Annotated in this window: 22 protein-coding genes; 9 read left to right on the plus strand and 13 right to left on the minus strand. The window is 39.9% G+C overall.

The window, feature by feature from the left end; all coding sequences use genetic code 11:
* Window positions 1–186 precede the first annotated feature (186 nt).
* From VF06_RS25070 to ppsA, 4 genes are all read right to left on the minus strand, one after another.
* Window positions 187–1,788, minus strand: a complete 1,602-nt coding sequence (locus VF06_RS25070) for a dolichyl-phosphate-mannose--protein mannosyltransferase (protein ID WP_099071761.1) — start codon at window positions 1,786–1,788, stop codon at window positions 187–189.
* A gap of 31 nt (window positions 1,789–1,819) precedes the next feature.
* Complete coding sequence (locus VF06_RS41230; RefSeq protein WP_180267560.1) at window positions 1,820–1,963, minus strand: hypothetical protein; 144 nt, start codon at window positions 1,961–1,963, stop codon at window positions 1,820–1,822.
* A gap of 38 nt (window positions 1,964–2,001) precedes the next feature.
* Entirely contained in the window at window positions 2,002–2,565 is a 564-nt protein-coding gene (locus VF06_RS25080) for a GNAT family N-acetyltransferase (RefSeq protein WP_099071760.1), read from the minus strand.
* A gap of 231 nt (window positions 2,566–2,796) precedes the next feature.
* Entirely contained in the window at window positions 2,797–5,268 is a 2,472-nt protein-coding gene (gene ppsA / locus VF06_RS25085; protein ID WP_099071759.1) for a phosphoenolpyruvate synthase, read from the minus strand.
* Window positions 5,269–5,621: 353 nt separating this feature from the next.
* Here ppsA and VF06_RS25090 point away from each other — a divergent pair, with 353 nt between their 5' ends.
* Window positions 5,622–6,026 carry a hypothetical protein gene (locus VF06_RS25090; RefSeq protein WP_099071758.1) on the plus strand — a complete coding sequence of 135 codons (405 nt, stop codon included), beginning with the start codon at window positions 5,622–5,624 and terminating at the stop codon, window positions 6,024–6,026.
* A gap of 546 nt (window positions 6,027–6,572) precedes the next feature.
* Here the strand turns inward: VF06_RS25090 and VF06_RS25095 are convergent.
* The 3 genes from VF06_RS25095 to ileS form a co-directional block, all read right to left on the minus strand.
* Window positions 6,573–7,376 (minus strand): PEP-CTERM sorting domain-containing protein, encoded by an 804-nt coding sequence (locus VF06_RS25095; protein WP_143861647.1) that lies wholly within the window; start codon window positions 7,374–7,376, stop codon window positions 6,573–6,575.
* 351 nt (window positions 7,377–7,727) lie between these two features.
* Window positions 7,728–7,955, minus strand: a complete 228-nt coding sequence (locus VF06_RS39500) for a hypothetical protein (RefSeq protein ID WP_143861648.1) — start codon at window positions 7,953–7,955, stop codon at window positions 7,728–7,730.
* Between the two features lie 241 nt (window positions 7,956–8,196).
* Entirely contained in the window at window positions 8,197–11,133 is a 2,937-nt protein-coding gene (gene ileS, locus VF06_RS25100) for an isoleucine--tRNA ligase (protein ID WP_099071756.1), read from the minus strand.
* 354 nt (window positions 11,134–11,487) lie between these two features.
* Between ileS and VF06_RS25105 the strand changes: the two genes are divergently transcribed.
* The 3 genes from VF06_RS25105 to VF06_RS25115 all read left to right on the plus strand — a co-directional run bounded on the left by VF06_RS25105 (window position 11,488) and on the right by VF06_RS25115 (window position 14,776).
* On the plus strand, window positions 11,488–13,941 hold the full coding sequence (locus VF06_RS25105; RefSeq protein WP_099071755.1) for a DUF4350 domain-containing protein: 2,454 nt from the start codon (window positions 11,488–11,490) through the stop codon (window positions 13,939–13,941).
* A gap of 7 nt (window positions 13,942–13,948) precedes the next feature.
* On the plus strand, window positions 13,949–14,200 hold the full coding sequence (locus tag VF06_RS25110) for a hypothetical protein (protein ID WP_099071754.1): 252 nt from the start codon (window positions 13,949–13,951) through the stop codon (window positions 14,198–14,200).
* A gap of 93 nt (window positions 14,201–14,293) precedes the next feature.
* Complete coding sequence (locus tag VF06_RS25115; RefSeq protein WP_099071753.1) at window positions 14,294–14,776, plus strand: hypothetical protein; 483 nt, start codon at window positions 14,294–14,296, stop codon at window positions 14,774–14,776.
* Between the two features lie 59 nt (window positions 14,777–14,835).
* Here VF06_RS25115 and VF06_RS25120 read toward each other — a convergent pair whose 3' ends face one another.
* Together VF06_RS25120 and VF06_RS25125 are read right to left on the minus strand one after the other, a co-directional pair.
* Window positions 14,836–15,825 (minus strand): caspase family protein, encoded by a 990-nt coding sequence (locus VF06_RS25120; protein WP_099071752.1) that lies wholly within the window; start codon window positions 15,823–15,825, stop codon window positions 14,836–14,838.
* Window positions 15,818–16,219, minus strand: coding sequence for a hypothetical protein (locus VF06_RS25125; protein WP_099071765.1), 402 nt, complete (start codon window positions 16,217–16,219; stop codon window positions 15,818–15,820). Before VF06_RS25125 ends, VF06_RS25120 begins: the two co-directional genes overlap by 8 nt.
* Before the next feature lie 507 nt (window positions 16,220–16,726).
* On the opposite strand from VF06_RS25125, the gene VF06_RS25130 reads away from it, so the two are divergent.
* The 5 genes from VF06_RS25130 to VF06_RS25150 all read left to right on the plus strand — a co-directional run bounded on the left by VF06_RS25130 (window position 16,727) and on the right by VF06_RS25150 (window position 21,326).
* Window positions 16,727–17,191: a hypothetical protein gene (locus VF06_RS25130; protein WP_099071751.1), complete on the plus strand. Its 465-nt coding sequence runs from the start codon at window positions 16,727–16,729 to the stop codon at window positions 17,189–17,191.
* Between the two features lie 243 nt (window positions 17,192–17,434).
* A complete protein-coding gene (locus VF06_RS25135) occupies window positions 17,435–17,809 on the plus strand; it encodes a DUF433 domain-containing protein (RefSeq protein WP_099071750.1) in 375 nt (124 codons plus the stop codon).
* A gap of 2 nt (window positions 17,810–17,811) precedes the next feature.
* Window positions 17,812–18,039: a DUF5615 family PIN-like protein gene (locus VF06_RS25140; RefSeq protein WP_244918101.1), complete on the plus strand. Its 228-nt coding sequence runs from the start codon at window positions 17,812–17,814 to the stop codon at window positions 18,037–18,039.
* A gap of 190 nt (window positions 18,040–18,229) precedes the next feature.
* Window positions 18,230–19,624 (plus strand): TldD/PmbA family protein, encoded by a 1,395-nt coding sequence (locus tag VF06_RS25145; protein ID WP_099071749.1) that lies wholly within the window; start codon window positions 18,230–18,232, stop codon window positions 19,622–19,624.
* Between the two features lie 274 nt (window positions 19,625–19,898).
* Complete coding sequence (locus tag VF06_RS25150; protein WP_099071748.1) at window positions 19,899–21,326, plus strand: hypothetical protein; 1,428 nt, start codon at window positions 19,899–19,901, stop codon at window positions 21,324–21,326.
* A gap of 111 nt (window positions 21,327–21,437) precedes the next feature.
* Here the strand turns inward: VF06_RS25150 and VF06_RS25155 are convergent, their stop codons facing one another.
* The 4 genes from VF06_RS25155 to VF06_RS41235 all read right to left on the minus strand — a co-directional run bounded on the left by VF06_RS25155 (window position 21,438) and on the right by VF06_RS41235 (window position 24,564).
* Entirely contained in the window at window positions 21,438–21,737 is a 300-nt protein-coding gene (locus VF06_RS25155) for a hypothetical protein (RefSeq protein ID WP_099071764.1), read from the minus strand.
* 390 nt (window positions 21,738–22,127) lie between these two features.
* A complete protein-coding gene (gene coaE, locus VF06_RS25160; RefSeq protein WP_099072966.1) occupies window positions 22,128–22,724 on the minus strand; it encodes a dephospho-CoA kinase in 597 nt (198 codons plus the stop codon).
* Between the two features lie 68 nt (window positions 22,725–22,792).
* The gene (gene cobA / locus VF06_RS25165; RefSeq protein ID WP_099072965.1) at window positions 22,793–24,406 is read right to left on the minus strand and encodes a uroporphyrinogen-III C-methyltransferase; all 1,614 of its coding nucleotides are present in this window, start codon (window positions 24,404–24,406) and stop codon (window positions 22,793–22,795) included.
* A complete protein-coding gene (locus VF06_RS41235) occupies window positions 24,376–24,564 on the minus strand; it encodes a hypothetical protein (protein WP_143861994.1) in 189 nt (62 codons plus the stop codon). The genes cobA and VF06_RS41235 overlap by 31 nt, the downstream gene beginning before the upstream one ends.
* Between the last annotated feature and the right edge of the window lie 7 nt (window positions 24,565–24,571).

A 24,571-nucleotide genomic window follows, 5' to 3' on the forward strand; every position in this document is an offset into this window, starting at 1 on the left:
AATAATATTGGTGTTGATACTTGTCGGTTAAGGGGGAAAGGGAAAGGGGAAAAGGCAAAGAAAAAACCTTTAACCCTTACCCGGTTGGTGAGCTTGTCGAACCATTAACCTTTTCCCCAAACCAAATTGCATAACTCCAAACTCCAAACTCCCAATGCCCCATGCCCCATGCCCAATGCCCTTATACTAAATCCAAGACCTGAACCACATCCGCATTTTGTAATCTTCAGGGGAGAGGGGTAAACCTAAATAAACGGGCATCCAGAAAATTAAAGCAGCGAAGATGATAAAAGTAATGGTGACGCCCACTGCGCGGAGTTGTTGATAATAACTGTGAAGACAGCGATCGACAAACCAAGCGATCGCCAAAAATACAAACACCAATGCACACATATAATGATAAATGAAAACGCACCTTGTAACTTTTACCCAAGGTAATAAATTAGCGGCATAATTTATTACTAAATACAAGGCAATCCAAGTATCAACGCTAAGAGTTGCAGGTGTAGAAAAACCCTCTTTCTTCACCCAAGGAATTAAGGCTTGCAACACCAGCATTCCCATTAAAAATAACATCGCAGCAACACCAAACCACCACAAAAATGGATTGCCCATTGCATGGACATCATAAATAATTTTTTCAGCACCAGAAGGTAAAGGCGGCCCCACAACAGGTAGCGGTTCGTTGATACTTCCAGCCGTTTGATAATAATACGCCATTGGTCGAGTCATCAAAGGCCATTTGTACCAAGGAGCGCAATAGGGATGCACATCCGAACTATTACCACCTAAATGCAAATGAAACTTCAAAATTTGCTGATGTACTGCAATAAAACCATAAGTTTTATCGAGTTGGAGGTGAGGAATCCAGATAATACTATAGATAAAAGCTGGTATTATTCCCAGATAAAATAACATCTGGAAAACATTTAATTGAGTTAAATTTTGCAGTGGGGTCTGAGGTGGGGAGATGGGGAGATGGGGAGATGGGGAGATGGGGAGATGGGGAGATAGAGAAGTGTGGGGAGTGTGGGGGGAAAGAGAATTTATGCTTCCCTCTGTTCCCCTTCCTCCCACACCTGCTGCTTGCCCTATGCCCAATCTTCCATGCCCCATGTCCAATGATGGGATAAGTTTAGAGTTAGAAAAAGAATAAATTCCCTGAATTATCCAAGCTGTTACCCAAAGGAGATAAGCGCCGAAAAGAAACCATAAACCATTCCATTTAGTACCGACTGAAGCTCCAAAATTAATGCCAGCAAGAACTAACCAAAACCAGCGACGTTGATTTTGATTTTCCAATGCTAATAATAAAAACCAGTGCCCTAATAAACCAAAAATAACGATATAAATATTGCTTAAAGCATAGCGAGATTCAACAATAAATAGACCATCACAAGCGGTGAAAAAACCTGCCAGCAAAGCAAAGGTACGACGATAACTTAATTGATAAGCGATGGCAGCTACAACTACAGGAATAAATGAACCAGTAAGGGCATTAAACCAACGATAAGTCCAAGGCGATCGCAATGAACCCGTTAGTCCATTTACCGTATCATGCCAAAAAGGAATGTGACTGCCAAGCCAAATGCCGATACCAATAATATATTGACTCAGCGGCGGATGAGCATTAAAAAATGGCGTATGAGTGAGATAATTATTACCAAATTTGGCAAAATAAACTTCATCAAATACCAAGGTGTTGAATCGCTCTAGTCCCCAAAACCTTAAGGCAAGGGACATTAGAAATACACCCGCTATTCCAATTCGGAACCATTTTTTAGTCATTAGTAATTAGTCATTGGTCATTGGTCATTAGTCATGGGGCATTGGGCACTTGTACTGAGCGTAGTCGTTGGCGCAGCCTCTCGCAGAGAAGTATTGGGCATTGGGCATTGGGAAAAGGGGAAAGATTAAATTTATTCCTTTTCCCTTTTCCCGGTTGGTGAGCTTGTCGAACCATTAACCTTTTCCCCTGCCTCAAGAGCCTCCCCTGCTCCCTCATCCTCCTGCTTTCCACTCCCTAACTTCTGAGGCATTTTGTTCAAATAGTAGCAGTTCAATGCCGTAATACTTTGTTGTTGGCCCTATTGGTTTCATACCCAATCTTTGAGTTACACGGATTGAGGCGTGATTTTCTGGCTTCACTACTGCATAAATCACTGGCAAATTTAAAACGTTAAATCCGTATTTGAGCATATTTCGCCCTGCTTCGGTTGCATATCCTTTACCCCAAGATGCTCGCCGTAAGTGCCAACCTACTTCATAATCTTGAGTGGCTAGGCCGTCTTTGTCGGGCAATTGTTTGAGAAGAATGGTTCCGACAATTGTTGTGGTTTGCTTTTCGATAATTGCCCAGGAACCAGTACCATTGTTGCGTCGTTGCGATCGCTCTAGATTATCCACTAAGCGCTGACGCTGTGACTCAATGCTTGTGACGCGAGAACCATTACCAAGAAAATAGGTAACTTCGGGGTCGCTATAAATAGCAAAGGCCTGTTCAGCATCGCGTTCGGGTATCCAGCTGCGAATTATTAAGCGATCGGTTTCTAACAGATTTGTCATCTTACCTTTGACTAAACAAAGTTACTATTTTGCCAGACATGAAGAGGATGTTTTCAAAGTCGTGGTTGAGGTAACCAAAAGTTGAGATTTTTCTAAATCCTCCTTTTGATGGAAGACATTAAAATTGGTATGCTCGATGAGAATGTTGCAAATTAGCTGTCTGTATTGCTCCATAGTACCTTCTTTAAGTTCTCGTGATAACGGTCTCTAGCCGGCATAAATTTACTCGAATTATAAATTAGTGCCTTCAACTTTTGCTACTTCCAACATTGTCTTTAATACTGAGTCTGGATTTAAACTAATAGAATCGATTCCCTGTTCAACTAAAAACTGGGCGAATTCTGGGTAATCGCTTGGTGCTTGTCCACAAATACCGATTTTGCGCCCGCATTTTTTCGCGGTTTCTATAGCCATTTTCACCATTCGCTTCACACCTTCACTGCGTTCATCAAACAACCGCGCCACCAAGGCGGAATCTCTATCTAACCCCAATGTCAACTGAGTTAAATCATTGGAACCAATGGAAAAACCATCAAATACCTCAGCAAATTCTTCCGCCATAATCACGTTGCTGGGCAATTCACACATTACATAAACTTGCAAATCATTAACACCTTGCTTTAAACCATTTTTTGCCATTTCTGCTAACACTAAACGCCCTTCATCGGGGGTGCGACAAAAAGGAATCATGGGGATAACATTGGTCAAACCCATTTCTTGGCGTACCCGCTTCAAGGCATCACATTCTAAGGCAAAAGCTTGTCTGTAACCTTCATCATAGTAACGCGCCGCCCCCCGCCAACCAAGCATGGGGTTTTCTTCATCGGGTTCAAATTGTTGACCACCTAACAGATTTGCATATTCATTACTTTTAAAATCTGACATTCGCACAATCACCGTTTTCGGATAAAAGGCTGCGGCAATTCTGCCAATACCTTGGGCTAATTTATCCACAAAATATTGCGGTTTTTCGTCATAAAGTGCAGTTAGTTTCGCAATTTTATCTTTGGCAAATTCATCTTTTAACAAATCATAATGAATTAATGCCATTGGATGAACTTGGATTTGGTTAGCAATAATAAATTCTGTCCGCGCTAAACCGACTCCATCGTTGGGAATTGCTGATAAACTTAATGCTTCTTGGGGATTACCCACATTCATTAAAATTTGTGTGCGGGTGCGGGGTAAGTTTTTTAAGGCGACTTCTTCAACTTCAAAAGGTAACAAACCAGGGTAAACTTTTCCTTCTTCACCTTCAGCACAAGAAATTGTGATTTCTTCACCAGTATTCAATATATCTGTAGCATTGCCACATCCCACGATCGCAGGTACACCCAATTCTCGCGCAATAATCGCGGCATGGCAGGTTCGGCCACCAGAATTAGTCACAATTGCACTGGCGCGTTTCATAATTGGTTCCCAATCTGGGTCAGTTCTTTCTGTTACCAAAACTTCCCCTGGTTGAAACTGTTCGAGTTTTTGAACGTCTAAAATTAAACGTGCTTTTCCTTGACTAATTGCTTCGCCGATGGCGCGTCCGGTGACGAGGGGTTGGGGAAATGAGGGAGAATTTATTAATTTTTCTTCTTCATCTCTTCTAAGAAAACGATAAGTCCGCAGGACATTTCCGGTTTTTTGAGATTGTACGGTTTCAGGACGTGCTTGGACAATAAAAAGTTGGTTGGTAATTCCATCTTTTGCCCATTCGATGTCCATTGGTGTGTAACTACCGTGGACTTGAGAGTAATGGTCTTCAATTAAACATGCCCAATTGGCTAATTGTAGAATTTCTTCATCATTAATAGCAAATTTACCTCTTTCTCTGAAGGGAACTGAGACATTTTTAGTAAATTTTGAGCCGTCATCATAAATCATTTTTAATTCTTTGCTACCCAATTTTTTATCGATGATTGGGCGAAACCCGGCTTTTAAAGTTGGTTTAAAAACATAATATTCATCTGGATTTACTGACCCTTGGACTACGTTTTCTCCTAAACCGTAGGCGGCTGTAATTAGCGCTGCATCTTTAAAGCCGGTTTCTGTGTCAATGGAGAACATCACCCCAGAGGTTGCTAAGTCAGAACGCACCATTTTTTGAACGCCAACGGCAAGGGCTATGCTAAGGTGATCGAATCCCTTGGTGTGACGATAAGAAATAGCGCGGTCGGTAAATATGGAAGCAAAGCATTTATGACAAGCTGCTAAAACTCCTTCCACACCAACGACATTGAGGTAAGTTTCCTGTTGTCCGGCGAAACTTGCGTCGGGGAGGTCTTCGGCAGTGGCGCTAGAACGGACTGCGACATCTGTCTCTGCGTTGTATTTTTCGCAAAGACTTTGATAAGCTGCGGCGATCGCTTTTCGCAATTCTACAGGAAATGGCGTGTGGATTAACAGCGATCGCGCTTTTTTTCCCCGTTCGCGTAAATTTTTCACATCCTCTACATCCAAGTCAGCAAATAATTCCCGCAGCTTGGCTTCTAAAAAAGCTGATTCAATAAAATAACGATAAGCATAAGCAGTGGTAGCAAATCCTGTAGGTACATTAATCCCTTTGGGTGTTAATTGTTGAATCATTTCACCGAGTGATGCATTTTTCCCACCAACTAAGGGAATATCACTAATACCAACTTCATCAAACCAGAGGATGAGCGATCGCTCTTTGGAAGCCGCAGATAAAGTGCTTGTAGATACTATAGCCATATGTATTACCTCTGAATTTAATGTGTGAAAACTCTGTAATTATTACTACCTAATTTGCCGCCAAAAATAAATTTTGCAAGGTTTTAGTTTGATCCCGCAGGAGTTTATTAAGAAACATAACACCAACAGGGTTTACTCTTCTTGAGAAAACTTTCGCTATTAGGGGTATATTTCTAATCTATGACGGCTTTTCCGACTAGTAGTATATTTTTCCCATATTTAATTGTAAATTTTGCAGCTAGTCTCATCAGATCGACGTAATTTTACATTGTGCAATTAAATGCCAAGCCATAATCCAAAAATAGCAATTATTGGAGATAATAGCTGTATCGCAATATTAGATACAATCCACAATGGGGCAATTAGAAAGACTGCTGCTCATGGCAGAAGATGAGCTAACTGAGTACAGTACTGATGCTCGGAAAATTGAAAAACTACGCCGTAAAATAGGTTTATCAGTGTCGGCGGCGGAACAACGGCAAGTTAAAGAAGCATTATTAGCTACAAATAAATCTAGTATGATTACTCAAATTGTCGAAGAACAACGACAAACCGTAGCCTTACCATTTTGGGGAATTGCTGGCTTAGGTTTATTGCTGGGAATTTCTTTAAATCAACCCATAGCCTTGTTAGCTGCTGTAGCTGGGACTGTAGCAGCTTACAGAATTCAAAAATGGGGTTGGCAATTGCAAGCAAGGCGTTTATTATTACAAACTTTGGAAGATATTGAAGCGCGAGTTGCTCAACCAAATAAATAGTACAGTAAAAGTCAGAATTAAAAAGTAAAACAGGCTTTACCACACCCTAACCCTCCCTTTGTAAAGGGGAGGGAACCAGAAATTTAATTTCCTCCGATATAATCGAGTCTTTCTAAGAATTGATTGACTGATTTGATAATTTAATTTTTTCTATTTTATAGCAATTCCTAGTTACGTGAGGTACAGAAATAATGTTTTTAAACGCAGAGGAGCGCAGAGTTAAACGCAAAGGTACGCAGAGGCTTACCTAATTTTATTAGTGATTTACTCAGTACCTCAGCCGCTTAGGAAACGCTATATCGTTATCAGCGTTAGCCTTTAGCGTAATGCACGAAATCCTTAAAGGTTGTTTTAAAAGTAGTTGACTGTGATTTGAATTACATTTTTACCTTATATCTAAAATAGAAAGGGGGCAACGCTCTTTGCCCCTTTCTCTCGCACCATTATCATTTTCATTAAACTATTTTGAGCTTTTTAACTGATTGACAAAATGTGCTTTATTTTAACCTCCTAACAATTGTTCTAACTGTTGATGTGTGTTGTCAATTAAGAGATTTGACGACGGCGGGAAATAAAGTAAACTCCCAATAAAACAAGTCCTCCAAAAGTTGTAGGTTCGGGAACAGAATTAGGTTCAGCATTAACGGGTGGGATCTTAATAGGAACATAGGGAGTTTCAACCTTAAGAGGTGGAGTTTCAACTACAATAGGTGGAATTTCAACCTTAAGAGGTGGAGTTTCAACCGTCAGGGGTGGGGTTTCAACCGTCAGGGGTGGAGTTTCAACCGTCAGGGGTGGAGTTTCAACCGTCAGGGGTGGGGTGTCAACCGGAGCTGGTGGGGGTGGGGTTTCAACGTCTTTGGGACAATTAGCTGAGCTACCTTGATTCAAAATTCCTAAGGTTGCATTGGCGTCCAAACAAATACCTACTGTGGCAAAATCTCCGATTCCTACTCCCAAGTTGGCTTGTGCATCAGCTTGAGTACTTTGTTGATTGCTTTGAATTCCAAGGGCCGCTCCACCAGTGATTTGCAGTAACTCTGTCGGGTTAGTTAAAGACGGTACAATTTGACTTGGGTCTACTTTTGCAGTGGTTGTAGAATCGGTTGAAGCTCCTGCTACTTGACCAACGGTAGTATTAGTTGTCTCTTGGACAGTAGCGGTAACGTTTTTTCCAACTTCAACAGTACTAGTAGTTTTAGTTACATTTTCTACCACTGGAGTAACTGTAGTGTTTGTAACTGTTTTGATTATCCCTGTCAATTTAGCTGAAGCAGGGGTGACAGAAGAACATACTCCAAGCAAGCTAATGAAAATAACTAAAGCGTTAGTAGAAAGTTGCTTATTCAAGGGAACTCCTGGGAACATCTGAGGTTCGTTTCGACTCTCATCCTAAGGAATCCCAATATCAATTGAAAGTCGCAATCTTACCAGTTTTATTGATTGATTTTAATTGCTGAAATGACGGCTGTTTGATTGAAATTTAATGAAGAGTTAACAGTATTAATATTAATGTTCGCAGTATTAATACTATATATGTGTTGTATAATAAAAACATATATAAACTTTTACCATAAATCACTGAGAAGAATTAGAACAATAAAAGCGATCGCATTATCAGGTTACTGGATTTTGCAGGAATAATCAGAATTTGCTGCGTCCCGAAAGTGCAGTCTATTTTGAAATCCAACCTTTTTGGGCTTAATTCAACCGTCTTGCAATAAACACTGCATGACCAGGCGATAGTTTGTATTCACCATAACTATGAGTGCTTTGAACCCCGAAGCCTACCTGCTGGAGTGCATTTGCGATCGTTGCTGTGTCGTATAATCGCTGGTGGTGTACTTCGTCATCTCGTCTATAGTATTCGCCTGTTTTGCGGAAGGTGATAAGTAGATGGACATAAATAAATATAATATGTTCTGTCATTGCGTTCGCGTAGCGTCTCGTAGAGAGCGAAGCGAAGCAATCCCAGAGACTTTGCGATTGCTTCGCTTCGCTCGCAATGACATCTTAGATTTAATCATGACTATCTACTTACTAGTTAATAAGTATAAAGATTAAACTATACAAAAGCATGATAAAGGCGATCGCCTCATCCCGGAAAGAAGTGTGCGATCGCCCTGACGTTACATAATTTGTGCGTACAAGAGTTGTAACTTTGATTGTGTTAAAACTCTCCGGCTAAAGCAGCAACGCATCTTTCGCAAATTAGCGGATGTTCCTTTGATTCTCCCACGTGGGTGGAGTAGTTCCAACAGCGATCGCATTTTTCGCCGTCAGCATTGGCTACACCAATTACCCAATCTTCTGTCTCGGCTGTATATTTTAATCCTTGCAGTGCTTCAGCAGAATCTAATAATTCCACTTGGGAAGTCAGCAATAAATAGCGCAGTTCGTCAACACCGTTACCTTTAGCTGGGTTAAAGGCTTTAATTGCATCGCCTAACTGTTTGTGAGGGATGTGAATCAAAGCTTTTGCTTCTAAGGAAGAACCAATGAGTTTTTCAATTCTGGCTTGTTCCAAAACTTTGTTGACATCGGTGCGGAGTTTTCGCAGTGTTTCCCAAAATTCGGCTAATTCATCATTGCGCCATTTTTCATCCACCTGCACCCAACCGGCTTCAAACACTGATTTATAAGGTGTTTGGTAAGGAAGATATTGCCAGATATCCTCGGCAGTATGACATAATACTGGAGCGATCGCTCGTGCTAAATTCTCTAAAGCAACTTTCAGCACCGTTTGACAGCTGCGACGCCGGAAAGCATTGGGCGCACTGATGTACAGTCTATCTTTAGCAACGTCTAAATAAAAGTTGGATAAATCCACCACGCAGAAATTCTGCACTGTTTGGAAGAACCGGAAGAATTGAAAACTATCAAAAGCTGCTGTTACTTCTTCAAACACTTCCAAGATGCGGTGCAGCATGTAGCGATCGAGTTCTGGCAATTCCTCGAAAGGTACTGCATCTTTCTCTGGGTCAAAATCATCAAGGCTACCCAACAAAAACCGCGCTGTATTGCGAATTTTACCTCTAACATCATTCAGTTGCTTAATGATGTTTTTCCCAATGCGGACATCAGAGGAATAGTCCACCGATGATACCCACAATCTCAAAACATCTGCACCATAAGGCGGTTCTACTTTTTGATTTTTCCCGCCTTGAATGATTACATTTGGGTCAACCACATTGCCTTCAGACTTACTCATTTTGCGGCCTTGTTCGTCCAAAGTAAAGCCGTGAGTCAACACAGTTTTGTAAGGCGCACAGTCATTCACCGCCACGCTAGTCAGCAAACTTGACTGGAACCAACCACGATGTTGGTCGGAACCTTCTAAGTAGATATCTGCGGGGTAGCGTAACTCTGGACGCTGTTTCGCCACAGCCGCCCAAGATGAGCCAGAATCAAACCATACATCCATTGTGTCTGTACCTCTGCGGTAAGATTTGCCGTTTTGACGATAGGATTCTGGCAATAACTCTTCCACTGAAAGTTCCCACCAAGCATCGGAACCTTTTTCGGCGATAATTCCTTGGACGTGGTTGATAGTTTCCTCGTTCAGCAACGGTTCTCCCGTGGCTTCATCGTAGAACACTGGAATGGGTACACCCCAACTACGCTGGCGGGAAATACACCAATCAGAACGTTCCGCCACCATCGGCGTGATGCGATTTTCACCTTGGGCTGGAATCCATTTTACAGTGGCGATCGCCTTGAGCGCTTCCTCCCTAAATCCCTCCACCGAAGCAAACCATTGCTCAGTAGCCCGGAAAATCGTCGGCTTTTTCGTCCGCCAATCATAAGGATACTTATGCTGATAAGCTTCTTCCTTCAACAAAGAACCTTTACGCGCCAACGCATCAATCACCGCCTGATTTCCATCACCCAGCACATTCAACCCAGCAAACTCTCCCGCCTCTGAAGTAAAATTCCCGTTATCATCCACAGGCGCAAGAATGGGCAAACCATAACGCTGACCAACAATGTAATCTTCTTGACCGTGCCCCGGAGCAGTATGTACCAACCCAGTACCCGACTCAGTAGTAATATAATCCCCACCCACAACTACCGGACTCTCCCGGTCAAACAAAGGATGACGGTAAGTAGTATGTTCTAAATCGCTCCCTTTGATTGTGGTTTTTACCGTCAACTCAACACCAAGCGTTGAAGATAAACGTTCTACTAAATCAGCAGCAACAATGAGATAGCGGAACCTCACCCCCGTTAACTGAGAAGGAGAAGAAACTTCCTCGCTCCCCCTCCCTGCTTGCGGGGAGGGGATTGGGGGGTGGGGTTCCACCTCCACCACCGCATAATTCAAATCCCCATTCACCGCCACCGCCAAATTCGCCGGAATCGTCCAAGGCGTAGTCGTCCACACAGCCACACCCAAATCTGGTAAATATTCCCCCAGCAGCGACTTCACCCCGTCTCCCAAACTCGTAACTGGGAAAGCCGCATAGATACTCCGGGAAACGTGACCTTCTGGATATTCCAACTCAGCCTCCGCCAAAGCAGTTTTTGAGCTAGGACTCCAGTGAACCGGCTTCAAACCCCGATAAATGTATCCTTTTAAAAACATTTGCCCAAACACGCCAATTTGCGCCGCCTCATATTGCGGCTTCAGCGTCAAATAAGGATGCTCCCAATCACCCCAAATACCGTAACTTTTAAAACTTTGGCGTTGGTCATTTACCGTAGCGAGGGCATATTCTTTGGCTTTTTGTCGCAGTTGCAAAGACGTTAAATTTTGCCGTTCTGCTGACTTCATGTTTTGCAGAACTTTCAACTCAATGGGCAATCCGTGACAATCCCAACCAGGGACGTAGCGAACTTTACGCCCTTTTAAGAGTTGGTAGCGATTAATAATATCTTTAAGAATTTTATTTAAGGCATGACCAATATGCAGCGAGCCGTTAGCGTAGGGAGGGCCATCGTGCAGTATAAATAATTCGCCTGGGTTTTCTTGAGAGAGGCGATGGTAAATTTGATTTTCTTCCCAAAATTTTTGGATTTCCGGCTCCCGCTTGATGGCGTTTGCCCGCATCTCAAAGTTAGTCTTGGGTAGGTTTACAGTATCTTTGTAGTTTCCTGATTCGGTCACAGTCTCATGCCTAAATTAATTGAGCAGATTTTATCAATTATAGAAGATGAGATAAAGACCAAAAAATCAACTTGACAATTGGTAAGTAAGTTATTATACAAATTGTCTCTGATAACGACCGCAAATCCTCCAATTACGCTAAACTGCTGAACGAACGCAAAGGATTATGACTAATGCTTTTAATAAAACTATTGATAGTTAACTTATAGTAGAGTTTTAACCTAAAGTTATCGCTACAGAAGAAGAATGCGATCGCACTTATAAACTAGTTGCCAAGTTCAAAAAATCTATTATACTAAGTGTTTCAGATGGTACTTAAGACAATAAAAACTCGTCGATCCACTTGAAACTCCAGTGATAAAAGTTCTATTTGATGAATTTCATGAGGAATTGTCCTGCTCGCAGTCGCAGGGAGACAATACTCCAAAAGAAGCATGGACAATTCTGTGCGATCAGGTTGTAAAAGAGTTATTTGGAAATGATGCAATCTCCTTTCAAAAGGAACTACTGACTCGTCAGGTACTTAATGAATATCAATTGCTAATTCTGGCTGCTCCTAAATCTCGTTTGAGTCCAGAGGAAGTAAAAGCAATAGTAAGTTTTGTTAAGCAAGGAAAATCACTTCTGATTGCTAGTGACCAAGAATCACTTGTTATCAATAAGGGTGATAGTATAAATGCGGTATTAGAATCTTTTGGATTGCGTTTTGAAGAGTTACTAAATTATCCTCCAGAGCAAGTTTTGAATCTGCTGCCACACTATCTCAGTTCTGAAGTATCTCAATTAAAGATTAAAGAACCTGTTTATATCAAAACACTGCCCAATTCTTCTTATCCGAATGTTGATATAATAGCTACTTTGCCTGATACTGGCAAAACTTTATTGGCGGCTCTAGAAGTTCCTAATGACAATCAATCAGGACGAGTAGTAATTTTAGGAAATTATTTAATTTTTAGCAATAAATATATCGATGCTAGTAATAACAGAAAACTAGCATCTAACATTTTTAATTGGCTGGCTTATAAAAATTTATTAGACTGTTGTGATGCTACGATTTTATCAAAAGTAGTTTACAGACAAAGTGCAGAGTTTTCAATTGCGATCGCCAACCCAAAATCACAACGTTTAGAAAATATTACTTGTACTCTGGAGTCAGATACAAATGTTCTAATTCAGGAACCAATCAAAAAAATTCGTTTTCTTCCTGGTAAAGGCAAAACTCAACTACGATGGACTGTTATTCCTCAGCAACTAGGACAGCAAACTCTCAGATTAACTATAGATATTCCCGAATCTGATAACTCAGAAATCAATAAAACCTCATCTTTGTTTTTCGCTCCAGTTGCTCAATTCCAGTGTGTACCCGATGCAGAGTTTGACCTTGTATTCCTCAATTTTCAAGGTAATGCTCAAGAAATTGTCGAAACCGGAGTTACTTTTGAAGTACAGGCGATCGCACGTTGGAAAAACCATGCGAAAGCTGTTCCCATAAAAATGCAACTAGAGTGTCCTTTAACTCACATTAAAGTAGAACAAATATCACCAAAACGATGGTATTTGACAGTCTTAGATCCAGGAGATTGGTTAATTACTCTTTATATCAACGATATCAACCAAAAAATTACTCGCATGGTTCATGCGTATCCATCTGCAAAAAACCAAATTGAAAAAATTCAACGCGACGTAGTGACACCTTTAGCAGCAGAAATCCATTATCAAGTATCTCAAATACGCCAAGAGTTTGATAGTGAAGAAATCCGACAAATTCCCTTTGAATTGTTGACTCCTGAAGAACAAGTCAATCGCCTTTATAACTACAGTACCAAAGAGCAACTTTTAGAAGTTCTACAAGCAGCCAGAAGTGAAAATAAACGTTTTTCACCCTTGGTTGAAAAATTACTACAGTTCATTGCACCCACTTATTCACCTATACATGGATGTTGTATTCCCTACGACCCAAAATTAGCAGCACATCTTCTCAAAGAACATCCATTCTTTGAGCAACAATTAGCATACAATTTTCAGAGTATAGAAGGAGATGAGCGTTACGGTCAAACATGGCTAGAAGGTAATATTGCAGCTTTACTTCTACATGAAAAATACGGTCATGGATTTTTTTATAAGCATACAAAAGTAGGGCAGCAACTAGCCATCTTATACCGTCATGGATTGCTCCGCGAAGTAGATCGTGAAGGATTGAAATCTCCCTACTTGCAACTTTTTCTTGAGGATGAATACAGATCAGCAATTGAAACTCTGCATCACAGTAGTATCATCCTAAATGAAGGATTTGCTACTTGGCTGGAGTTGACTATACTACGTCGTCTCAAGGGGAGCGTTAGTCAAACAGTTTATCGGCGTAAAGACTTCTTATTTAGCTACGACGAGAGTTTAACATTTATTCAAAAAAGCAGCGAATACTTTCAACGTTTTGAACCTTTTTACCCTTCAAAATATCAAGAAGGATATGAATATTTAGAAGAGATTCAAAGCATCTTCGGTAAGGAATGCGGCTCTAAGTGCGTAGTTCAGGCTGTAATTAAAGCAGCAGATGTAGATTTTGGTATTATTGAAAACAGTGGAAGAGTAGAATTTCTTCTATCTCCTGGTAAGATTAAGGAAGGTTTGTTGAAAAAAGACGATGATAATAACGCTACCTCACCCACCGAACGCCTAAAAAGCATTTGGCAGCTACTGAGGAAACACGTTAATGAAATTCGTGCCGAACAACAAAGGCTGCAATGTCATCGTCATTGTTTACACCCTGAATGCCCAGTAAATCTAGTAATCAAAAAATACTTGGAGTAATAAAGTTATGGATTCGTATGAATTTCATGAAACAATCGCAGTGATAGGAGTAAAATTAACTAAACCACAAAGGGATTATTTTGACCAATGTCTAGATTCCATTCAACGAGGAAAATATAGAAGTTTGCGTGGTTCTGATGATGCTTTGAGTGCAGTCATGCAAGATGACCAATTCTGTAGAGAGTGTAAAAAAATTAAAGATCAACAAATAATATCTAAGATAGAGGAGTGTATCCAATTTATGATTGACAACTCCTAGAAATAAATTTGTATATATCCCAAAGTTGAAATTGAAATATTAGGTTTTTTGTAAAGAGATGCTGCAATTTTGAGTAGCAACCAACAGCTTTTTATGAACATTAACGATATTATTGGCAAAGCTTGGTTATTGAATTTAGACAATTCTGAAGGTTATGTACTGTCGTTCAAGCTTGTTGAACATAACAATTCATCGCCTATGTCACCTGAAACAGAACAAGAAGAGAAAAACACATTAATAGGAAAGAATTTACTAAATAACCCAATTTTAGAAAACTCGGAAAAAACTCTAAATCAGCCTAATAATCTGGTATCAACAAAAAAATCAACTTTCATAAGTTCGTCAGAAGTAAGAGACTTGAGAGCAGAATTTAGAGAATATTTTTTTGGAAACGACACAAACTTACAATCTTTTGTAGAAGAAATCAATAGAAATAAACAAGCTACTGATATTTTACAAATCAAATATGAAGAAATAGGAACAACAGTGCAGGAAAAAATCAGAGTTTTAATTGATAGGTTTGCAGAGCTAGACGCACTCAAACTATTAAAAGAAATATATGAAAATTGGAAATAAAGATTATCTGGTTGAATTACCTTAAATAAGACGCAAGAGAATATATAATAATTTTTTATTTAAATAAAAACATCAGGTTTTCGTTTCTTCATCTCTTCAATGAAAGTTTTAGTATAATTTTCCTCTTGCAATTTAAGAATTAACGCCTTCACTTTCTCCTCTCGGTTTTTGCCAGTAAATTCTTCGTAAGATATATCACTACAAATATATAAAACTTCATTTAACTCATCTGGAGGAAAATGAATATTAATAAGTCTTTCTAATTCGGATGGCTTATTTCTTACAACCTCAGCATGAAATTTTATTAAGGCTTTGGCTATGATAATATCATAGCCTTCGCCATCGACGAAGATATCTGGAGTCATCTCACAGCTTTCTTCTTCAACTTTTTCCTTGATGTATCCATGTAATTCACGGATGGAAATCTTACCATCATTGTCTTTGTTTGCTGCTCCAGATTGAATTCCCTCTACTAGATAGTGCGTGTAAATTGAAAGCGTTGAGTCTTGTCTTTCAAAAGATTCTTGAGTTGCATTGGAAGAAGTGAGAACCGCACTTCCCTTAGCACCTAGCTGCTGTTTTAGCTGCTCTTTGAGCTTGACAGAACTATCACCTTTTGCCTGTAAACCGTAAGCACCGCTAAAGCAAGCATCAATAATTAAAACTTGCCTTTTACCACCACGCGTAGAGCGTAACTTGAATTCTTCCTGGATAAAACTTGCTTCTACACTGGTAGCTCTAAGATCATCTTTAGTAGTAATCCGATTTGCTAAATAAAGATGCTTGTTATCTTGATTAAAAAAACCATGACCAGAGAAATATAATAATACTAAATCATTGTTACTAGCTTTCTCAAACCGCTTTACAATTGCTTTTCGCATTTCAATCAAATCGGGATTCAGCAGCTTTTCAATTTGATCAAAACCTCCCAGATTCGGGTTTTGCAAAACTTTCTGCATAGCTTCCACATCCTTGAGAGGTGTTGAGAGGGAAGGGATACCTTCACCGTACTCACTGACTCCAATTAGTAGTGCTATCTTCTTACACATTTCCACTATCCATCTTTTCTAAAAGCTTTTCTACTAATCTCTCAGCTTCTTGTAGCTCTTTTCGGCTTTTAACTTCAATATTCACTTCTTTAGATTCCGCTGCAACCTTGAGATTGATTTTGATGGGTTTATCTGCTAGGCGATCGCTTAAAAAACTGAAAAAGCTTTTAACATTCTTCATGCTCACTTCAGCCGTAAGCACTCCTATTAAGGTGGCAAACGCTGACTTGCTTCCCGCTTCTGGATTCAAATCTTCGGTACGTTCGGCTTTCTCTACTTCATCTAATTCCCGGATTTCCCGTAGCAGCTTGTTAGCTATTTTTTGCCGCTCCTCATCATCTAAATCTGCGTCATCAACGACAAAAGTGAATTTAATCGTGGGTTCGTCTGCCATTTTAACCTCCAAAGTCATGTTATAAAGTACTCACGGGAAAAATTTTAGATTAACAGTTTTGTGTATATTTACTAAGATTTACCAACACAGCAAAGTATACTACTTGTATACTACCTTGTATAAATTTTTTCTTTTTATTTAACAAAATTCCTATTTGGCTGGACTTTAGACTAAGACGGTTTCACGGAAACAAAGCTGCTCAAGTTCGTCAACAACAGAAAAGTTGATAGTGCTGCGCGGTTATAAACTAGTCATTTAGCATGTTCCTCGATCTAACAATCAGATCGATGTGGGCTTACTTGTTGACTTGTTGATTCTCTTCCAGATGAATGAAACTCAAGCAATATAAGGATTTGCAAGGATGCAAAAGCAGATGTGCGTGAAATGCCATTGTCTTAAATATTTTTATTTTTCGTTACATATTCAACCCCAATGAAAGTTAAAATAAATAAAAACCTACATCAATAGGTAGTTATTTAATAACTAAATTTAGGGGCAATACCAATTATGAACATTGAAAAAGGCGATAAGGTAATAACTCCGAATGGACAAGGCGAAGTAATTGACGATAAAGTTTATAACGGAATATTTTCAGTCTTCTCCGACCCACAAGTTAAAGTCAAATTAGATCCCTCTGGAAAAGAAAAAGATTTCTCTCAAGAAGATTTAAAATTACAAGCTAAAAAGCCAAGCCCAAAAGAAGCAATTGAGGCAGTAGATAAAATTAAAGAACAACTTAATAAAATCCCTAATATGCCAACCAGGGAAAAAGGAGAGTTACCCAATCATTTGGAATATTTTAAGCAAGATATTCAAGTTGATAATGAACTAAGAAAACAGCTAGGACTGGCAAATTTAGACTATGTAGCTAAAACACTGGAAACACTGAAAAAAACAGATTCTACAGCAAACTGTTGGCAGGAAATAGAATCTAATTTGAAGATACTACGCTGGTGGACTAGAGCAAAATAACTATGTTTATATACCAAAATAGATAAGATAAATCTTTTTCAAGTAGAAGCGATCGCAGCAGTATTTATTTTTATCTCAATTAGCGGTTGAGAGTAATGCAACGATGATTTCCTTCTTTATATTTATGCTGAAGAAGCGATCGCACTACATCCCCATTAAACTATCGATGATTGACGATGAGCGATCGCTCAAATTAGACCAATGCTAGGATCGCAGAATATATACCATCAGTCTTAGCTAACTATGCAACTTGAAGACTACTTTAACTTTCTAGCTCCTGATGATATTCGACTCCAGGGTACACGGGTAGGAATTGAAACGATTTTGTTTGACTACCTCTTCCGTGCTAAAACTCCAGAAGAGATTGCCAAGACTTACACCTCATTGACTTTAGAACAAGTCTATGCAACCATTCTCTACTACTTGCATAATAAACAAGCGGTAGATGCCTACATGACGGATTGGCTAGAGTGGGGCGATACTCTTTCAGAGTCACTTCGTGAACGCATGAGAGAAGAACAACGCCAAAATCCCAACCCAGTTGTAGAGAAACTACGAAAATTAAAAGCTGAAAAAATGGCGATTCAAGGTGATGGCGTTCAAATATCTCATAGATGAGAATGTCGATCCAAGTTTACACAATTCAACTTCGCCGTCTCAAGCCCGATTTATTTGTAATGGCAGTGGGAGACTTAACTACTCCAAAAAAAGGAACTCTAGACCCAGAAATTTTGCTTTGGTGTGAAGAACATGAATGTATTCTAGTCACAAACAATCGCAAATCGATGCCAGTGCATTTGGCAGATCATTGGAATATTCATCCTGAATCCAAAATTAAGCGTTGGTGAAAATCTTGAGCAGTTATTTTTGATAGCTGAGGGTTCCCTTGATAACGAGTATCAAGACCGAATAGAGTTTCTTCCTCTGTTTTAGGAAGTTGTTGCATTTTTGCATTCATCACTGAACTGGAAAATTGAGTAGCGGAAATTTCCAAATAATTGCAGAATAAATGCAGTTCGTCATTATTATTACCTGGAAATGCCGACTACACTTGCTGACGCACAAAATTTACTTTCTGACCTCATTGCCCGTTATTCAGAACGTGTGGATTATCTGATGATTCGCCTTGAAGAAGCAGAAGGGACTGATATCTTGTTGCGTGGCGACAAGGTAGAAACCCTCAGTGAAGGCATCTCAATTGGCGGACATATTCGCGCTTGTTATAAAGGTGGATGGGGGTTGAGTTGCTTTAACCAACTTTCCACAATCAAGGATCGTATCGAAGAAGCCATTGCTGCGGCGCGGATGGTTGGCGATGAAGAAACTTTACTCGCACCCATTGACCCGGTGCAAGTAATATGCAATCTGCCTCTGGTCGGCACCGATCCGCGAAAAATCTCACTTTCCAAGAAAAAACAATTATGCGATCGCTACACAGAATTGCTCAAAAGTGTCGATCGCAGAATTACCACTACCTCGGTGCGCTATGGAGACAGCGCCCAAAGAGTAATCATCGCCACCTCTGAGGGCACTTTTATAGAACAATCTTGGGTGGATATGGAAATGCGCTTTGCCGCCACCGCTAAAAATGGCGAAACTGTCCAAACTGGTAGAGAAACCACCGGTTCTCGCAAAGCCTACGAAGATTTAACTAACTTGGACGAACAAGTCCAAAGTGCAGCTCAAAGAGCGATCGCAGCTTTATCTCTGCCATCAGTCAAAGGCAATACCTACACCGTAGTCATTGACCCAATTCTCACTGGTTTGTTTGTCCACGAAGCCTTCGGACACCTTTCGGAAGCAGATATGGCTTATGAAAACCCAGATTTATTAGAAGTCATGACCATTGGGCGACGGTTTGGCCCAGAAGAACTGCAAATTTTTGATGGTGCTGCCCCAGAAGGACATCGCGGTAGCTATTTTTACGATGATGAAGGCACTCCTGCCACCACCACTCAACTAATTAAAGATGGCGTTTTAGTTGGACGTTTGCATTCTCGTGAAACCGCAGGCAAATTAGACGAAACACCTACGGGGAATGCCCGCTGTCTCAACTATCACTTTGCCCCCATTGTACGCATGACAAACACCTGGATTGAACGGGGTAAAACACCAGTGCAAGACTTATTTACTGGTATCAAAGAAGGAGTTTATGCCCGCAATTGGTTGGGTGGAATGACCAACGGCGAAATGTTCACCTTCAGCGCTGGGGAAGCCTGGATGATTAGGAACGGCAAAATTGCCGAACCTGTACGCGATGTCACACTGTCGGGAAATGTATTCCAAACTTTAGCTGATATCGAAGCAATTGGTGATGACTTTTATTGGGATGAATCCGGTGGTTGTGGAAAGGGAGGACAAAACGGCTTATCGGTAGGCTGTGGCGGCCCTAGTCTCCGAATTCGAGATGTAGTTGTTGGTGGAGAAATATAAATCAAGATTCAAACAACTAACGCCAATATTGTTATTTCATAAGCCATGAAATTTTGTAGGGTGTGTTATGCCGCAGGCTAACGCACCTTTAACTTAATACACTTCAGACAGACCTGTTTTTTCTTCTTCCCTGTTCCCCGTTTCCTATTCCCTTACCTCCACTATCTTGACCTTTAACTGTAGATTATTGTGAATTTATTTAAGATAAATGGAAAATCATTTTAACAGAACTGTATTCTGTTAATCAAACTTCTCATATAGAGGAATTTGTCTCATGAAAAATCCTTCCGCAAGAGAAAAAGATGCAGGCTTTCCCCTATCTGGCAAAAATCAATTTAGAGTTTTTAGAGTTACAAAGAAACAAATTTTATTTAGTACCCTGATTCTCAGTGTAGGTTTGGTGGGATTCGGTGGTTTTTGGTTTCAATCCAGATATGAATTTCAAGATAAAATGAATGTCAAATTAAAGGAATTATCTAATGTTGATTATCCTATAAATCCCGCTTTGTTAGGGAAAAATTTTCAAAGATATTCACACAGAAAGTTAACAATCACCAAAAAAGACGATACCCATTTCGATTTTGTTTTAGAACCAACAGATGAAAAAACAGCAAAAATAGTTATTAAAAACATTGATTTAGAATTATTAGTTCCCAAAGTACCTGCCTGGGTTAAACAAGATGAAGGTTTAGAATTAATAGCTTTTACAGATAGAGAATGGAACAGACAGCAAATTAGTTTTCCTGCAAATTCCCCAAATATAGAAATTGTTGGAGGAGATGGTTTTGAAAAACAAAACCTCGTTGAGGTTGCTTTGGCTAACAATTGTTTAAATGCAGGATATTGGGAAATTTTGCTATTCAATAAAGATGAAAATAATAAAACTCTTTATTATCAGAGTTGGTTTACTTTCCCAATGGGACATTATAAAAATGTTTTTGAAAAAATTAACAATATTTCTTATTGGCGTCACTGGTGGAGATTAGAACACTGGCAAGATCCAAGTGGGACAATCGTTAACACCGAACTGCTGAGAAATGTAATCGCTCAAAAAGAAATAGCTACTCAATTTCCACTAGATGAAAGGATAATTGTAGCTGGAGAACAAAGTAGAAAAGTCAGGACTACCCTAGCAACTAATATCACAACTTGGAGAGATTTATATGAAAATCATCATCAAATCAAATTTGCCAGTTTTCTGCCACCGGGATTATACAATCAAAACAAGCCTTGGGGAAATCAATACTGGAGAATAGGAAAATTTGAAAAAGCAATTTGGAGAATCGTGAAACCAACTGGTGTTAAGTCAAATTTTGACGAAATTGAGTTAGTTTTCACAGATACTAACAACGGCGAACAAAATAAATTATTTATCAGTGGTGTAAATCTGAAAAACCTTCCTCAACTACCTGTGGAAGAGTATCCTAAAGGCTTATATATGCCAATGGGAATTGGCATACCTCCCTTTTATCAAAGCTACGAAGAATTAACCAAAAATCATCCAGATGTGAGTCCCTTCTTCAGTGTGTTACTAGATTCCCAACAACGCTGGATAGATCATCATCGCTTAGCAGTTGATGGTTCTGTAATGCATCTCGATCGCGATAACTCAAATCTGTTACATATTTACTTATTATCCTACGAAAGGAATACCTTAGTAGCTCATTTTCTGCTCAATATAGATCGGATAAAGCAGAATTGAGAATTGATAAGTAAGATAAATGAAAATCAAACTCCAAAAGTTCAGAGTCTCAACTTCTGAAAAAATTTATGTATGCGTTTGTTGAACAGCGAATCGATATAACTCTAATTATTAATGTACTTGCTTGAGTAAAGCCATCCACATGTCAGACGGATAGGAATAGTAATCAATTTCCTCGATTTGATATTGATAAGATTTATTGTCTTGTCGTAGGATGATGCGATCGCTAGCTTTAATACCGTTCCCTACTCCAGTCATGTAGCCTATTGTTCCTTCATTGAGTCGCTCAAAGATGTAGTCGCTTCCACTGACTTGTTGGCTATAGTCATGTATTTTAGTCTGCTGTTTGAATTCTTTTAGTGGAGAGGTTACCAGGACTAACTTATTGAAGAAGCTAACACTTAAATTCATATACTTCATGTCAAAATTAAATTAAAATTTAATATAATTTAATAATTAATGGCTAAGTTTTATTAAGTTTTAACTTTTCATCAACTCTATCTTATGGTGAAAAGTCCTTTGATGTCACTACTAATTTTTGAATATCGTATTGATGAATTACTTGATTTTCTGGCAATCTTGAGCATCTAGTACAACACCAGAGACGGTAGTGGCTAATTATTGATTAACAATTTAAATCTACAGTATTACTAACAGCAGATTCAACTGTAAAATCACCGAATTCTTTAATAAGATTGGCTAAATTTAGCAATTTTCACGGAATTTGTTAAGATTTATTCACAGAAGATTTTATGTCTGCAAAATTTAGTGTATATGTCTTTTTCTAAAATAAATATATTTCTAGTTTACACTTGGGGCTTTGACGGCCATATCTACCTGTTTTAGTAATACTTCTAGGCTGGAAGAGTTATCCAAAACAATATTTGCACGAGCCACTTTTTCTGCGAGGGATAGTTGACTATTAATCCTAACTTGTGCTTGTTGTTGATTTAAATGATTTCGTTGCATCAATCTCTGTAATTGTTGTTCTTGAGAACAATGTACTACCCAAATTTCTGTAACCAAATCAGTCATCCCAGCTTCAAATAACAGAGGCACTACTAACACCAGGATTTCTGAAGAACATTGGATAATAGCTTCAACAAAGCGATCGCGCACATAAGGATGAATCAAACTCTCTAGCCAGTTGCGTTCATCTTCTCGATTAAAAATAATTTCGCCCAACTTTTGGCGATGGAGATTCCCATCTGCTAGTAAAATTTCTTGCCCGTAACGCTTAGCGATGGCGTCAAGAACAGGCGAACCCAGTGATACTGCTTCCCTGGCATAAATATCTGCATCTAAAATCGGCAGATTATAAGTGCTAGCTAAATAATTAGTGACAGTGGTTTTACCTGTGGCAATACCACCAGTTAAGCCGATTATGCGTTTAGTCATTGGGCATTGGGCATTGGGCATTGGGCATTGGGCATTGGGCATTGGAGAAGATTTTCTCCCCTGCTTCCTCATCCCTCTATTCCCCCATCCCCCATTCCCCACAGAATCAGTGCTTCTGTTAAACCATCTAAAGTGTATTCCTGGGCTTCGACATCTACACGTCCGAATAAGGAATAACAGGTTTGGGAAGTTTGAGGGCCGATGGAGGCAATACAAACATCATCTAAGAATTGACTGCTGTTAGAGTTGCTTCCAAATATATTTTTAGTAAGTTGGCAGAAAAATTGTACAGTTTTAGAACTGGCAAAGGTAATTACATCTACCTTATGATTTTGCAGTGCTAATTGTGCGGCAGGTGGGATACTAGTAGGACAACAAGATTGATATGCGGCTACTTCTATTACCTCTGCTTTTTTGGCTGTCAATTCTTTAACTAAAACTTCTCTGCCGCCGCTTTCAACTCTGGGAAATAAAATCTTTTTACCAGATAATTCTTCTGGGAAATTTTCCACTAAAGAATCGGCGACAAAGTTGGGGGGAATAAAATCTGGTTGCAGAGAATATTGCTTGAGACTTTGGGCTGTTTTTTCACCAACAACGGCAATTTTGATGCCAGCCAAAGCACGGCTATCTTTACCTTGGGCAATTAATCTGGCAAAAAAGTAGTCTACGCCATTGGTGGAAGTCAGAATTAACCAGTGGAAGTTAGATAAACTAGCGATCGCATTATCTAAATTTTCCCAACTCGAAGGGGGGCCAATCTCTAAGGTAGGCATTTCGATGACAGTTGCACCTATAGCCATGAGACGATTGCTAAATTGATTTGATTGTCCGACTGAACGTGTCACCAGGATTGTTTTGCCAGCAAGGGGAAGGGGAGATGAGGGAGAGAGAGGGGGGTTAGTTGACATAGGTTGGGCTTTTGGAATACTGGCGTACCTTTCTCTATATATATTCTCAGGTTGCAAGTACTTCCGTAGCCCAACAACTTCGCCAATCACAATTACCACTGGGGAAAGGGATAATCCGGTGATTTGTTCGCAAATATTCCCTAGTTCTGCTGTCCAAATTTGTTGCTGTGGAGTTCCTGCCCAGCGGATGATGGCTATGGGTGTTAAATGCGATCGCCCATATCGCAACAACTGATGTACAATTTCCCCTACATGTTGCCCTCCCATCAAAATTACCAGTGTTTCTAACCGCGATAGCGCTTCCCAATCTAAAGCCTCTACTTCGTGGGCTGTAAACACTGCAAAACAACGACTTAAAACCGGATCTGTGAGGGGAATTCCTGCCAATAATGGTGCAGCCAGGGCTGAAGAAATTCCTGGTATCACTTCAAAATCGCAACCGGATGCCATCATTGCTTCAATTTCCGAAGTGCAACGCCCAAAAACAAAAGGATCTCCTGATTTGAGCCGGATCACTTGTTTCCCTTGTTGACAGTAATTTACAAGTAACTGATTAATTTGTGCTTGACTGGTACTGGGCTTACCACCGCGTTTACCCACATCCACTTTCAAACAATCAAGTGCTACGCACTGCAATAATTGAGCATCTACCAAAGCATCATAGACTAACACCTCAGCAGTGGCTAAGAGATTGTAAGCTTTTACCGTCAGATAAGCCACATCTCCAGGGCCAGCACCTACTAAATAGACTTTACCTTTATTATTGGGCATGGGGCATTGGGCATGGGGCATTGGGCATTGGGCATGGGGCATGGGGCATGGGGCATTGGGCATGGGGCATTGGGCAGAGGAGAAAAACTCATCTCCCCTGTCTCCCCATCTCCCCATCTCCCCATCTCCCCCATCTCCTCATCCCCCCACCTCCCCACCTCCCCA

Origin of the sequence: Nostoc linckia z4 (genome assembly GCF_002608075.1) — a bacterium.
In the GTDB taxonomy this organism is placed as follows: domain Bacteria; phylum Cyanobacteriota; class Cyanobacteriia; order Cyanobacteriales; family Nostocaceae; genus Nostoc; species Nostoc linckia.

Bases quoted from the DNA above. Each gene is read 5' to 3' on its own strand.
- VF06_RS25155 (WP_099071764.1), bottom strand. From the start codon at position 21,737: ATGAATTTAAGTGTTAGCTTCTTCAATAAGTTAGTCCTGGTAACCTCT.
- VF06_RS25080 (WP_099071760.1), bottom strand. From the start codon at position 2,565: ATGACAAATCTGTTAGAAACCGATCGCTTAATAATTCGCAGCTGGATA.
- VF06_RS25150 (WP_099071748.1), top strand. From the start codon at position 19,899: ATGAAAAATCCTTCCGCAAGAGAAAAAGATGCAGGCTTTCCCCTATCT.
- VF06_RS25115 (WP_099071753.1), top strand. From the start codon at position 14,294: ATGAACATTAACGATATTATTGGCAAAGCTTGGTTATTGAATTTAGAC.
- coaE (WP_099072966.1), bottom strand. From the start codon at position 22,724: ATGACTAAACGCATAATCGGCTTAACTGGTGGTATTGCCACAGGTAAA.
- cobA (WP_099072965.1), bottom strand. From the start codon at position 24,406: ATGCCCAATAATAAAGGTAAAGTCTATTTAGTAGGTGCTGGCCCTGGA.
- VF06_RS41230 (WP_180267560.1), bottom strand. From the start codon at position 1,963: ATGGTTCGACAAGCTCACCAACCGGGAAAAGGGAAAAGGAATAAATTT.
- VF06_RS25145 (WP_099071749.1), top strand. From the start codon at position 18,230: ATGCCGACTACACTTGCTGACGCACAAAATTTACTTTCTGACCTCATT.
- VF06_RS25120 (WP_099071752.1), bottom strand. From the start codon at position 15,825: ATGTGTAAGAAGATAGCACTACTAATTGGAGTCAGTGAGTACGGTGAA.
- VF06_RS25130 (WP_099071751.1), top strand. From the start codon at position 16,727: ATGAACATTGAAAAAGGCGATAAGGTAATAACTCCGAATGGACAAGGC.
- VF06_RS25125 (WP_099071765.1), bottom strand. From the start codon at position 16,219: ATGGCAGACGAACCCACGATTAAATTCACTTTTGTCGTTGATGACGCA.
- VF06_RS25135 (WP_099071750.1), top strand. From the start codon at position 17,435: ATGCAACTTGAAGACTACTTTAACTTTCTAGCTCCTGATGATATTCGA.
- VF06_RS25070 (WP_099071761.1), bottom strand. From the start codon at position 1,788: ATGACTAAAAAATGGTTCCGAATTGGAATAGCGGGTGTATTTCTAATG.
- VF06_RS25140 (WP_244918101.1), top strand. From the start codon at position 17,812: ATGTCGATCCAAGTTTACACAATTCAACTTCGCCGTCTCAAGCCCGAT.
- ppsA (WP_099071759.1), bottom strand. From the start codon at position 5,268: ATGGCTATAGTATCTACAAGCACTTTATCTGCGGCTTCCAAAGAGCGA.
- VF06_RS39500 (WP_143861648.1), bottom strand. From the start codon at position 7,955: ATGACAGAACATATTATATTTATTTATGTCCATCTACTTATCACCTTC.
- VF06_RS25110 (WP_099071754.1), top strand. From the start codon at position 13,949: ATGGATTCGTATGAATTTCATGAAACAATCGCAGTGATAGGAGTAAAA.
- VF06_RS25090 (WP_099071758.1), top strand. From the start codon at position 5,622: ATGGGGCAATTAGAAAGACTGCTGCTCATGGCAGAAGATGAGCTAACT.